The organism is Candidatus Rhabdochlamydia sp. W815, from assembly GCF_018642185.1.
In the GTDB taxonomy this organism is placed as follows: Bacteria; Chlamydiota; Chlamydiia; order Chlamydiales; family Rhabdochlamydiaceae; genus Rhabdochlamydia; species Rhabdochlamydia oedothoracis.
The window spans coordinates 1-11,740 of record NZ_JAAVTY010000040.1 but is presented as its reverse complement, the minus strand read 5'-3'; the positions used below and the strand labels follow the sequence as shown (position 1 = coordinate 11,740).

The window sequence follows — 11,740 nt, the reverse complement described above, 5'->3', positions numbered from 1 at the left end:
TAAAAACATTAGGAAAAGTGACTAAAATTTTTTGCAGGAGAAAACCGAAGAAATAGGTAAAGACGACAAATGAGTTGGCTCTTAGAAGCCGTAATATACATTGTCTTGCCCATTTCATTTCGGATAGCATAATGGAGCGAAGAATCTAAAATAGTTTTCTTCAAAAAGACTCCGCAGAGAACCCTGGACTTATCTCCCGCATTAAACTTTGCTGTCCTAAGATCTTAAAAAACGCCTTTTATTTTGCAAGCAAAATATCGGCTCGGAGAGCTTATGAAGAATTAAGAGAATTTATATTCCCCTTGTGTGCAATTAGAGAACTCGTTTGTTTTTAAATTAAGATTTAACTAAGCAAAATTTCCTAGATAAAAGAGGTTGCAGTTCTTCCCGATATTTAGGAATATTTTCAAAAAAAGCACAAATTGCCTTCTTAAAATCTAAGAATTTTTCATAATATCGATTATTGCGGACTTTTTTATTCATGAATCGCCAAAGGCGTTCAATCAGATTGAGATCGGGAGAATAAGGAGGCAAGAATTTGATTTCTACTCTGGATGTTTTTAGGTAATTTGCAACGATTTTTGACCTATAGTAGGCAGCGTTATCGCATATAACCACGATTCTTTGTGCAAAAGGATACTTTTCTTCCCATTTTTTAAACAAATCAAGAGTAGATTGCGCATTGATAGAGTCGGAAGAAAGAGTTGTAACTTCTAAGCGCTTTACATCTAAGGCTCCATTGATATTGATACGTTTACGTCCTGTATTTGTTAGCAATATAGCCTTAGATCCTTTTTCATACCATCCATAAGAGGGTTTGGAATTGTGTTGAGGATGAACCCCATCTAAATAAAGCAGTTGATCTGTTTGAGCGAGTTCTTTTTCTAGATTTTGCAATTCTTGTGAAAAAAGCTCTTTAGCTTTCTCATTCACTTTTCCAGGAATCAGCTTAGGCTTTTTATAGGTAAAGTTTAACCGATGCAATAAAGAAACCATAGCTGATGGTGTATAACATATTCCAAAGTGGTCTTTGGCAAAATTGACAACTTGTTTAGCTGAACTGGGAGCTTCTTCTTTTACATAGATTTTTAGTTGTTTAAGTTGGCCTTGATTGAGCCGGCATGCCTTTCCTGCATAGTTCAAATTCAGCAATGCTTCTTTGCCACCTTCTAAATAAGTTTTATAGTAACGCCTTATCGTATCCTCATCTAGGAGTAAAGCATGTGCTACTTGTGGGTATGTCCACCCTTCATCTAACAATAAAATAGATTTGATTCTATCGCATAGCCTTTTATCCCGTTCATGGCGATGACGAGCCTTGAGGATGTCTTTTTGGTTTCTTGTTAAAAAGTTCGCTTCAGGTTGCATAGATGTAAGATTTATAACTCAATCAATGAGAAAAATTCAATGAATTTAGTTTTTGAAAAGTCTTTTTTCTAATGCATTTCAGTATACTGATAACTTTCAAAAAATCGAGCTCAATCCACTCCAGACTTCAACTTTCTAGAGTATATAGTGGTTCCGATTCAATCATAAGAGCATAGCCAAATTAGCAGATGAGTTGAGTCTCAACCCTAAAACTGTTCTTAAGTGGAGGAAGAGAGGGTTTCAGCACGATGCTCCTATGGGGCAAAAAGATTCATTCCACTATCCTAATACTTTTACAGTTATTCCCAAAAGATGGGTTGTAGAGCGTTCTTTTGCGTGGATAGAAAAATGTCGCAGGCTATGGAAAAATTGCGAAAGAAAACTACATACAAGCCTGAATATGGTGGTTCTTGCTTTTATTGCTCTACTTTTGAAAAGATTTTAAACAGGCTCTAAAATATTTAAAAAGATGTGGTTCTCTTTTAGCGGTGGCTCAGGCTTTTGGAGTTTCTCCTCGTTCTCTTCTAAATTGGAAAAAGTTAGAAAAGCAAGGCGATTTAGCTCCCAAGTTGAAGCAAAGATCACCAAGTAAACTCCATAATGAAAAGTTAAAATATTATATTCAAGAACATGCTGATGCTTATCTTAGAGAAATAGCAGAGGCATTTATTATAGCTCCTTTTTGTTATACAGGGACATGCAATACTGATTTATTTAATACATGGTTAGAGAAAATGCTCCTTCTTGAACTTAAAGCCGATCAAGTTATCATCATGGACAATGCAAGTTTTCATAATTCACAGCTGAGTTTAGAAATGATCAAGAAGGCTGGTTGCGAAGTCTTATTTTTACCCCCTTATTCCCCAGATTTAAATCCAATTGAAATATTTTGGGCTAACTTTAAGAGAAAAGTACAATCAACTCTTAACACATTTTCTACTCTTTCAGAAGCTATTGATCAAGCAATTTTAGAAAAATGTGCTTAAAAGAAAAAATAAATTTAAACCACTATAACAACGTTGATCTGTCCACCGCACCCTACTCTCTTTAAACAGTCTAAAATCATGTTTTTTGCCATTACAAAAGTTTATTCTGACAACTTTTTTCGTTTTCTTATCTACGACTATTTTGATCGTATGCTTTTTCTTTTTTCCGGATTAAAAATGCTTCTGTCTATTATTGCGATTTTTTATCCTCTTTTTATCTTTGTCTTTTTTTGGGGACGCTCTATAGGTGTTTCTGATGCATCTATCAAGAATTACTTCGTATTCCATGTCTCTCTTAAGAATAGCTTTTTTCCCAGGCTGTGAAAACTTCTTGCTTTTAATCCATGTGTCTTCTACCCATCTGCAGGCTCGATAACATGCGCTTTGTCTCAGACCGTAACTAAAACCTGTGTGAAAATACGTTCGATATTCTCTCAAATATTCTAAAGTCTTTAAAAGCTTGTCTTCTAGGCTTAAGTAAGCCTTTTCTCCCAGCTTTTCTATATCTTTTGTTTTGCTCTTCTAATAAAATGAAGACCTTTTCTTCAAAAGTTTTTCGTTTCACTCCTGTCTGTCTTCTCAATTGCTCGGGTGAGAGTGATTGAAGTTCTAAGTAATTTTTCCTTTCCCTCCATTTAAGAAGGAAGTATAGCAAAAACCTAATTACGCAAGAAGTCTAATATCTTGTTTTATATTTTCGTCATTTCCAAGGTTGCAATCTTGCAGTTTGTAAAAGTCGGGTTTTCCGCCTCGATCTTTAATAAGCATAGCTGCAGTTGCTGCATTACATCCTCTTGTAGCTTGTTGTTGAATAATAGCTTTACAAGCTTGAGTAAAGTCTATGTATACCTCCTCTTTTCCTCCATAGTCATTAAAGCGTTTTCCAAATGGTTTTCTTCCGACTACGGGATGAACTTGAAGAATTTCTTCATCGTTAAAGATATTGCACGTACCATGAACAGCTTTTGCCCTTATCGGCTTTCCTTCAGCATCTCTAATCACCTCTATTGTATCTGATCGACCTATAGGAGGATACCTTCTGGTGGGCAAGCTTTTAGCTACCTGCTCATCCATTACTGGAAATGCTTTTGATAATTCTTTAAACGTGAGGCACCTATAATTTTAGCCATAATTATCCCTATTTAAAGATAAACCCTGAGGGTCTTAAATCAGTAAAAGAGCAAAGACAAACGCAAATAAGGAAAATGATTCGATAATCCCTAATGCTGCAAAGCACTTCCCAATAATCGCTGGTTGTTTAGCCGAAGCTTGAATACCGGATGCTGCGCATAACCCTTGGTAGATAGAAGAAAAAAGAAAAGCCACTCCAACGGATACACCAATACCAATACCAGAAAGAGGGGATAATTCTCCTGAGACAATTTTAGCTTTCATAAGCAACATTAGAACAAATCCGTAAATTGCTTGAGAAGAAGCCACAGCGGACATACCAATAAATTGCCCATGGTTTTCTTCTACGCGGCTCATAACAGCGTGAGAGGCCATACCGCCAATTCCACAACCAATTGCACTTCCAGCACAGCCTAATCCTAAAACTAGTGCAGGTCCTACCATACTATAATCCATAAGTCTCCTTAATTTTCTTTCGATTTCAAATAGGTTAGAGGTTTAAATAAGCGTCCTCCTCCATCAAAGCAATAGTGGTACCATTCAATAAAATTGAGACGAAGCCCATGAATAACACCTGCCATTAGCCCAAGGAGAATATTTATACTATGTCCTCCTAAAATAGGTATAAATCCAAATAGCCCAGCACTTTTTCCCAATTGATTAAATGTAGCTGCCATAATACTTCCAGCAAGTGCTAAGGCATATAGGCGCAAATAGGAAAGCACATCAGCAAACACTTCTAGAAGTTGTGTAAGGTGCTTGAAACCTTTTAAACGGTTTTGAATGAGCGCTAATGCAACAGCTATAATGATCCCACTAAAAATCAACTGCAGGCCAATTTCTGCTCCTTGGGTTTTACTTACTAGGTTTAAAAAATGTAAAATAGTAGTAGCATTCAAGATAGAGGGAAAATACAAATAACCGCCTATCATAAAAAGAACCCAGCCAACTCCTGCCCAATTACGGAAGAAATACCGCATTAGGGAGCAAGAAATATGTACAATTCCCAATAGGATAGAAAAATCTAGCAGAATATTCCTAGAAAAATCATCCGATATAGCATAGCTTGTTTTACCGTCTTTGTACTCAACCGCTTTTTCAATGACCTCTTGTCCATTAACAGCGCTTCTTATTTGAGGAAACTTCTCATTTAATTCCTTTTGTACATCATCGTTTTGCTGCAAGTGGTAATCTGCCTTTTTTACCACAAGTGTTTGAAGCGGAGAAATTCGCATAATCCAGTCGCTGGGTTTAAGCTCTAACCCAAAGAAAGAAGCTGTACACACACCCCATAAAACACAACCTGTTGCCAAAATAGTAGCTAATTTTAAAAATCTTCTTTTCTGCCCTTTAAGATTAGGGAATTTAAACCAACAAAAACCCGCTAGGGCAAGATAGAGCAAACCATAACCTCCATCCGCAACAATGATAGAAAAAAAGAGCACAAAAAACCAGAATACCCAGGTAGAAGGATCTTTATCCGTGTGAGCTGGAATATCGTACACACGCACAAGATCTTCACCAATTCGAGCAATGCCTTTATTTTCCATATAAGTAGGAACTATTTCTCCTTCTTCTACAGCAATAGACTCACAGTGAATGGCCATATCATGGACTAAAGAATATAAGATACGCACCTTATTTTGAGGAATCCAAGCTTCCACACAAAAAATAGAGTTTTCTAAAGGATATTGAACAGTATTTTTCGCTTGTTCTAAGTGATAGGTATTCAGATGTGTAATCAACGCTTCTTGCAGAAAAGATTGAAAACAGACGGATTCTTTGAGCTCTCTTTCTATTTTCTGTAAGGACTGCTTAGTCTCTTCTAGCTCTTCTTTTAAAACGCCTACTGATTTATCCACGCGCATCTCAATCATATGAGGATAGTTAACAGGAGCTGCGTGAATAGCCATAAAATAATCTAGGTCATATTCGGTACTCAGATAAATCAAACCTTCATCTGGTGGATTCTCTTCTCTTTTGAGCGTTTTCATGCAAAAAAACTGGATGACTTTTTTTGCTTCCGTTTCAATGTATGCAATATCCTCTTTAGAAAAATCCCCTAATGGAGACACTCTTGCGATTTCCAATCCGATAATCCGTATCTGTTCTGATAAGCGCTCTATCTCTTTCTTTAAATAAATAATATAGAGAGCAATCTCTTCTGCGGATTGTTCTGGGTCTTTTGATTTATCTGTAGGATTGAGTTTACGCAATATGCGGATTGCATCGATAAAACACCGCATTTCTTTAGCGACTGCGCTAGGCGTTTTATTTTTTCCCGGGATAAACTCTAATACCCCTTGCTGCTGTGCCTTTTTAAAGAAGGATTCAAGATCTTCCTGTACTCCTAGAATGAGATATTTTTTCATGGGAATAATCATAAATTAACCTCAAGAGAGCGTTGATAGATCTTCTTCTTTGCTATCTTAGCTTGAGATACCGCTGCTAATTGCTGATCGCTTAAAAATATCTTAATTTTTCTAATATTGCCTCTAGCACGTGGGATTAAAATCTTCTCAAAAAGATTCACGCGAATGGAAACTTCTTTTAACTCTCTTTCAAGAACTTGTTTTTTTTGTTTAGCTATCTGTACTCTTTCCCTGGCAACAATCAAATCTCTGATATCACTTAATACGGATTCAAACCAAAGAGGTGTATCAAATAAGGAGTATTGCGTTTTTTCAAAATCTATTTTCCCTAGTTTAGGAACATTAATCCCTGCAATATTGTCATAAAGGACTTCTCTATTTTCAATCTGGGTTGCATTTACTAATCGATCAAAGCTCGGATCGGTGAGTAACTGCGCATATTTTCGCGCTCTTTCCTGCTTAACACCTAGATGAGAAACGAATCGATCTATTTCTAAAGCAGCATGACTCACTTCTAATTGCAGCATCGATTTTTTCATCTGCAGAGTCGGTAAATATTTTCGTAACTGTTCTAGTTTGAGTTGCTGTATACGCAACTCCATTTTGGTAAGTTTTATTTCTGCCACAACACCAATTCTTATATTTTATTTTTAGGCCAGTACTTATCAATCAATGTTTGTTTTATCCCCACTTCGTGTTGATCAAAACACTCAGAGAGAGTTTGCCATAACAGATTAAGAGCTTTCTCTAAAGGAAGGTTCGATTCTAAACTCATCATCCGCTCTTCAAACAATTGCGCAAAAGCAATCAATTTCCTATGCCATGCCGAAAGAGGGAAACCCATACTCTGTTGCTCTCTGGCTTTTTTAGCATCTGCATATAAACGAATCGAGGCATTAGCAATAGAGCCGTGATCTTCACGGGTTACTTTCTCAATTACGTTTTGCTTTAAGCGCGATAAAGAACCAAAAGGATCGATTCTGCCTCCATGTAGGTAAAACTGTCCTTCTGTGATATATCCTGTATTATCGGGAATCGGATGTGTCACATCTCCGCCTGGCATAGTTGTCACAGAAATAATCGTAATCGAACCACTGCCTTCTATATCCACTGCCTTCTCATAACGAGAGGCAAGATCAGAATATAAAGAACCAGGATATCCTCTTGTAGAAGGAACTTGATCCATAGTAATCATGATCTCCTTAATCGCATCAGCAAAAGCCGTCATATCTGTTAAGAGCACCAAAACATTTTTATCTTGCATAGCAAAGCGCTCTGCGCAAGCAAGGACCATATCCGGAACTAAAAGACATTCCACTGCAGGATCGGTTGCCTGGTGAATAAACATCACTGTTTTATCTAAAGACCCAGAGGTTTCTGCATTATCGATAAACGCTTGGTAGTCATCAAAACGCAATCCCATTCCACCAATAATGACAACATCTGCATCTGTTTGATTAGCAATGCGCATCAATAAAGCGTTATAAGGTTCACCTGCAACAGAAAAAATAGGAATCTTTTGCGATTTAACCAGACAATTAAACACATCGATCATAGGAATATTAGTCCGTACAAGCTCATGAGGAACAATTCGTCTTACGGGATTAAAGGAAGCCGTTCCTATCTCTATTTCATCTCCTACAACTACTGGACCTTTATCAATCGGTTCGCCTGAACCGTTTAATCTTCGTCCTAAAAGAGCATCGCTACAAACAGCCTGCATTTGCCTGCCTAAAAAAGTGACTCGACTATTTGTCGCAATTCCACGGGTATTTTCAAAACACTGCAAGGTTACAAGGTCGTTTTCAATTCTTAGTACAGAAGCATATAGGCTACGGCCATCCTGCTTTTGAATACGCGCTAATTCTCCAAGGCCAACTCCTTCTGCCTTAACAGTGATTAAGTTACCTCGCATATCAACAATCTTGTCATACACCTTTTTCACTGGACTGTTCCTTTATGTTCTTGTGCGGTTTGAATCTTTTTTTCTATTCGGTCAAATGCTTGCCGATAACGATCTGATTCAAAAGGCATAAAATTCATATTCTTGAGCTCATTTTGAAAATCGAGGAAAAAAGATCTGGCATCGTCATGCGATGAAAAATAAAATGGCGTATTAAATATTTTATCGATTAAAATAAATAGGGGAATCTGCCTATCTAAAGGGCAATACGCATCCTCTTTATCAAAAGCATTTTGTTGTAGATAACAAAATTCATATAATTCTGATTTAAGAAAGATCAACATATCATCCATTGACACCCCTTCTTCTCCTACTACTTCCATACGTTTTCCGATTTCATCTCCATCACGCAAGAATCGAGCAGCTCTTTTTACCATATTTCCCCAACCAGGAACTATTTTTTGGAACTCTACACTTACCTTTTCAATATATTTGCTCCAGGAAATTAAAGGATCAATAGCTGGGTATCTACGTGCATCAGAGCGCTCCCTAGAAAGTCCATGAAAAGCTCCAACAGCAGTAAGCGTTGCTTGCGTTACGGGCTCTTCAAAGTTACCCCCTGCTGGCGACACGGTTCCCCCAATTGTTAAAGTACCCGTTCTATCTTGAGAGAGTGCAACCACTCCTGATCGCTCGTAAAAAGCAACAATGCGAGAAGCTAGATAAGCAGGAAAAGCCTCTTCTCCTGGAATCTCTTCCAAACGCCCTGACATCTCCCGCATCGCTTGTGCCCATCTGGAAGTAGAATCAGCTAAGAGCAAAACATTCAGTCCCATTTGACGATAATATTCAGCGATTGTTGCTCCTGTATAAATAGAAGCTTCTCGCGCAGCAACAGGCATCGAAGATGTATTGCAAATAATCACCGTACGACTCATTAAAGACTCATTTGTATGAAAATCGGTCATATAGGGAAATGTGCGCAATAATTCCACCACTTCTCCCGCGCGTTCTCCACAGGCGACAATCACTACAATATCTACGGAGGAATACTTAGAAAGATGGTGTTGCATAACCGTTTTACCTGCACCAAATGGGCCAGGGGAACAAAAGGTTCCTCCTTTTAGCACAGGAAATTGCGTATCTAAAATACGTAGGCCTGTACTCATCATTTGACTGGGTTTAATTTTCTCCCCTTCAAATAGAGGCACTTTAATCGGCCATTTTTGAGACATGGTAAAAGAGAGTTCTTTTCCTTGATCATCAACACCACGAGCTACTACTGTGTCAATAGTGTAAGCACCTGGTTGAATCACCCATTCAATGGTGTAATGATCGAAGTATACAAAAGGCACCATAATCTGATGATGAAACCGACCTTCCATAGTAAACCCTAGAGAATCTCCCCGATGCACTCTATCCCCTATGTTCACAGTAGGTTGAAAATTCCAGCGACAATTTTTATCTAAGGGAGGAAGATAGACTCCACGATTTAAAAAAAAGCCTGCAGCATCAGCTACTTTCTCTAAGGGATTTTGCAATCCATCGAAGATAGAGGTTAAAAGCCCAGGACCTAATTCAGCCTCTAGTAAGTGAGAGGAAAATTTTACTGGGCAACCAAACGATATATCCCTAGTATCCTCAAAAACTTGAATTTTAGCAGCATTTCCTATGATCTCAATCACTTCAGCTTTTAGCGGGTGTCCCTTATTTAATTGGATCATGACTACTTCCCCTTGTTGAATATTCCCTTGGTATTCGACATGAAGTAGATTTCCAAAGACTTTTTTTACCAGGCCAATAGCTTCTTGTTTCATCATAGAATTCATCCTTATTTATCCGGTTTGAAATGTATTAAGAATTTTTTCCCCTTCTCTTTTATTCAAATTGTAAAGAGATTCTACTAATATAAATTGCGCTACATAACAGAGAATACGATCCATAGAAAATAAACTTTTGCTCGCCAGGTCTGCAATAGTTGCAAACTGGTATTCTGTAAGGGCTCGATATTGTTCCCAAGGGTCTTTGTAATAGGTAAAAAAGATCTCTTTCAAACGTGCATATTCAAGAGGAGGCGTATATCTTTCTAAATCCTTTTGCAATAAAATGCTTGTTACAAAAGGATCTAAGGGATCTTCAAATTGAAGCTCTTGTAGAAGATCTTTTTTAGTTTGGATAGCTCTTAGACTCAGTAAAACCAATCTAGATTCTCTTTCAAAGGTCAAATAACTTTTTAAAAAACCCCTTTGTTTAGCAATTTCTTCTGCAAAAAACTGCGTAAATAATCCCCATAAATTTTTTAATTTTATTGCATTGTTTTCAAATTGATCCAGAAAATCAAAGACATATTGAGGTAAATCGCTTTTTAGAAGTAGCGCTTCGTCTAATTCTTTTTCTGAAAAGTTCCCATGCGGATCAATAGGCTTTCCTAAAAGCAGATTCCTAATATTTGATAGATCCACAGCTAAGCGCAATACTTTGATTTTCTCTAAATCTTTGCGGCTTAAATTTACCTGTAATAAACCGATTAGCTCTTCAAAAGATAGCTCTGTGGGATTATCCAAAGAAAGAGGAGGCAAAAAAGGCACTAAAAAAACATATCGACTCATTAAAAAATCCCTTTTAAATAGACTGTTTTTTAAAGATTACTTCATGAAAATCTCTACGGCTATATCGCTCTATAAGCTCTTCTAAGGAAGCATCTGTAATTTCTATGGAAATGTTTTTATCATGTAATTTTAACTCCATTCCACCATGAATAGATGATCCAATCAAAACAGATTTTTCCTGTAATTTTTTCAAAGTATTTTGTAAAAGAAGCGCGTTTATCTCTCGAGCAGGAACCGCTTCTGGAATATAGACGCTTAAATCCGATTCAATACCCTCTTTTTCAATAGCTCCTATAACCGCATTAATCAGTCGAGATAAAACTTCTGGCTTATTCATCTCACTTTTAAGCAGATGTAATAATTCCTTGTGAAATATATTATCTTTGATTTCTTGCTTTAAAGCTTCGATGACTTGTTTGCTTGTCTGAGATAGAGAAGATTCAAAAATAGCCCTTTCCTTTTGAATTTGCTCTTTAGCATTGACAAGCAGTTGCTTTTGTTTTAAGTGGGCTTGCGCAATAATTTCTTGAGCCTGTAGACTGGCTTGTTCCAGTATTTCTTCAGCCTGCTTTTGGGAGGGCTCTAACGTTTCTTTACGCAGCACATCGCAGATCTTTTTTACTTTATCTTTTCCTGTTTCCATTATCAAAAACCTTGTGTTTTGCAGAACAATTTGACACTTCAAAGAACCAAACGATGCATAAAGCGCACCCAGGTGCTATTATTTATACTTGAACAAATGATAAATCAGCTATAAGTTATTGACTTTAAGATGATATTTTTCATTCATCTGACTAATTAAAAAATTAAAGTTTACAAGAAACCCTTCTGTTTGTGATAAAATTAGCTATCTTTATTTAGAGGAACAAATTCATGAAAAAAGCAATTTGCGCACTTTTGTCCATTACTACAATTATAAGTAGTCCTTTATACTCTGATAAGTGTTTAGATGTATACCAACAAGAGATAAATGAAGTTTGGGAAACAGGAGCTGCAGTAGAAGATAGTAACTTTACAGCTATTTCCACCAGTATGATTGGTTGGGGAATTGGTTTAGCCATAGGAATTGTAGTTTTAGCTTGTGTAATCCATCAAAGTAGAAAGTAAGTGATCTATGCCCTACCAGGATTTTTAGGCCTACTGTCGGATTGGTCGGTCTTAAAAAAAGAGATTTCCTCTGTAATTGCTATTGATCCCTATCAAATTGCTCAACCAGAGCAAGGTTTACATAAATGGGCTCAAGAGTTTAATAAAATGCTGCCGAAAAAACCCATTCTCTTAGAGCCTGTTTAAAATCTTTTCAAAAGTAGAGCAATAAAAGCAAGAACCACCATATTCAGGCTTGTATGTAGTTTTCTTTCGCAATTTTTC

The 11,740-nt window shown here is 37.0% G+C and carries 12 protein-coding genes and 4 pseudogenes; 6 read left to right on the top strand and 10 right to left on the bottom strand.

Features of this window, described 5'->3' with window-relative positions:
• Positions 1–336 precede the first annotated feature (336 nt).
• Positions 337–1,368: an IS630 family transposase gene (locus tag RHOW815_RS04140; protein ID WP_215217080.1), complete on the bottom strand. Its 1,032-nt coding sequence runs from the start codon at positions 1,366–1,368 to the stop codon at positions 337–339.
• 166 nt (positions 1,369–1,534) lie between these two features.
• On the opposite strand from RHOW815_RS04140, the pseudogene RHOW815_RS09335 reads away from it, so the two are divergent.
• The 4 genes and pseudogenes from RHOW815_RS09335 to RHOW815_RS04130 all read left to right on the top strand — a co-directional run.
• Positions 1,535–1,636: pseudogene (locus RHOW815_RS09335) on the top strand (IS481 family transposase); the annotation flags it as partial.
• An 18-nt stretch (positions 1,637–1,654) separates the two neighbouring features.
• A pseudogene (locus tag RHOW815_RS04135) lies at positions 1,655–1,813 on the top strand (transposase); the annotation flags it as partial.
• A gap of 13 nt (positions 1,814–1,826) precedes the next feature.
• Positions 1,827–2,039 (top strand): annotated as a pseudogene (locus RHOW815_RS08840) (IS630 transposase-related protein); the annotation flags it as partial.
• Positions 2,022–2,354, top strand: coding sequence for a transposase (locus RHOW815_RS04130; RefSeq protein ID WP_256439908.1), 333 nt, complete (start codon positions 2,022–2,024; stop codon positions 2,352–2,354). The pseudogene RHOW815_RS08840 and the gene RHOW815_RS04130, both read left to right, overlap by 18 nt.
• Positions 2,355–2,405: 51 nt before the next feature.
• Here RHOW815_RS04130 and RHOW815_RS08560 read toward each other — a convergent pair.
• The 9 genes and pseudogenes from RHOW815_RS08560 to RHOW815_RS04085 form a co-directional block, all read right to left on the bottom strand.
• Positions 2,406–3,009, bottom strand: a pseudogene (locus tag RHOW815_RS08560) (helix-turn-helix domain-containing protein); the annotation flags it as partial.
• A gap of 8 nt (positions 3,010–3,017) precedes the next feature.
• The gene (locus RHOW815_RS04120; protein ID WP_215217077.1) at positions 3,018–3,428 is read right to left on the bottom strand and encodes a hypothetical protein; all 411 of its coding nucleotides are present in this window, start codon (positions 3,426–3,428) and stop codon (positions 3,018–3,020) included.
• A gap of 90 nt (positions 3,429–3,518) precedes the next feature.
• Positions 3,519–3,941 carry an ATP synthase subunit C gene (locus tag RHOW815_RS04115; RefSeq protein ID WP_215217076.1) on the bottom strand — a complete coding sequence of 141 codons (423 nt, stop codon included), beginning with the start codon at positions 3,939–3,941 and terminating at the stop codon, positions 3,519–3,521.
• Between the two features lie 8 nt (positions 3,942–3,949).
• The gene (locus tag RHOW815_RS04110; protein WP_215217075.1) at positions 3,950–5,869 is read right to left on the bottom strand and encodes a V-type ATP synthase subunit I domain-containing protein; all 1,920 of its coding nucleotides are present in this window, start codon (positions 5,867–5,869) and stop codon (positions 3,950–3,952) included.
• Positions 5,866–6,483 carry a V-type ATP synthase subunit D gene (locus tag RHOW815_RS04105; protein ID WP_215217074.1) on the bottom strand — a complete coding sequence of 206 codons (618 nt, stop codon included), beginning with the start codon at positions 6,481–6,483 and terminating at the stop codon, positions 5,866–5,868. The genes RHOW815_RS04110 and RHOW815_RS04105 overlap by 4 nt, the downstream gene beginning before the upstream one ends.
• A gap of 11 nt (positions 6,484–6,494) precedes the next feature.
• The gene (locus RHOW815_RS04100) at positions 6,495–7,802 is read right to left on the bottom strand and encodes a V-type ATP synthase subunit B (RefSeq protein ID WP_215217073.1); all 1,308 of its coding nucleotides are present in this window, start codon (positions 7,800–7,802) and stop codon (positions 6,495–6,497) included.
• Complete coding sequence (locus RHOW815_RS04095; protein WP_215217072.1) at positions 7,799–9,589, bottom strand: V-type ATP synthase subunit A; 1,791 nt, start codon at positions 9,587–9,589, stop codon at positions 7,799–7,801. The genes RHOW815_RS04100 and RHOW815_RS04095 overlap by 4 nt, the downstream gene beginning before the upstream one ends.
• 6 nt (positions 9,590–9,595) lie before the next feature.
• On the bottom strand, positions 9,596–10,369 hold the full coding sequence (locus RHOW815_RS04090) for a DUF2764 family protein (protein ID WP_220017826.1): 774 nt from the start codon (positions 10,367–10,369) through the stop codon (positions 9,596–9,598).
• A 13-nt stretch (positions 10,370–10,382) separates the two neighbouring features.
• On the bottom strand, positions 10,383–11,012 hold the full coding sequence (locus tag RHOW815_RS04085) for a V-type ATP synthase subunit E (protein WP_215217071.1): 630 nt from the start codon (positions 11,010–11,012) through the stop codon (positions 10,383–10,385).
• A 230-nt stretch (positions 11,013–11,242) separates the two neighbouring features.
• Here RHOW815_RS04085 and RHOW815_RS04080 point away from each other — a divergent pair, with 230 nt between their 5' ends.
• Entirely contained in the window at positions 11,243–11,476 is a 234-nt protein-coding gene (locus RHOW815_RS04080) for a hypothetical protein (protein WP_215217070.1), read from the top strand.
• Positions 11,477–11,662: a hypothetical protein gene (locus RHOW815_RS04075; protein WP_215217069.1), complete on the top strand. Its 186-nt coding sequence runs from the start codon at positions 11,477–11,479 to the stop codon at positions 11,660–11,662.
• The last annotated feature ends 78 nt before the right edge of the window (positions 11,663–11,740 follow it).

Coding starts and splice junctions, on each gene's coding strand:
- RHOW815_RS04080 (WP_215217070.1), top strand. CDS start 11,243: ATGAAAAAAGCAATTTGCGCACTTTTGTCCATTACTACAATTATAAGT.
- RHOW815_RS04085 (WP_215217071.1), bottom strand. CDS start 11,012: ATGGAAACAGGAAAAGATAAAGTAAAAAAGATCTGCGATGTGCTGCGT.
- RHOW815_RS04110 (WP_215217075.1), bottom strand. CDS start 5,869: ATGATTATTCCCATGAAAAAATATCTCATTCTAGGAGTACAGGAAGAT.
- RHOW815_RS04115 (WP_215217076.1), bottom strand. CDS start 3,941: ATGGATTATAGTATGGTAGGACCTGCACTAGTTTTAGGATTAGGCTGT.
- RHOW815_RS04120 (WP_215217077.1), bottom strand. CDS start 3,428: ATGGATGAGCAGGTAGCTAAAAGCTTGCCCACCAGAAGGTATCCTCCT.
- RHOW815_RS04095 (WP_215217072.1), bottom strand. CDS start 9,589: ATGAATTCTATGATGAAACAAGAAGCTATTGGCCTGGTAAAAAAAGTC.
- RHOW815_RS04140 (WP_215217080.1), bottom strand. CDS start 1,368: ATGCAACCTGAAGCGAACTTTTTAACAAGAAACCAAAAAGACATCCTC.
- RHOW815_RS04090 (WP_220017826.1), bottom strand. CDS start 10,369: ATGAGTCGATATGTTTTTTTAGTGCCTTTTTTGCCTCCTCTTTCTTTG.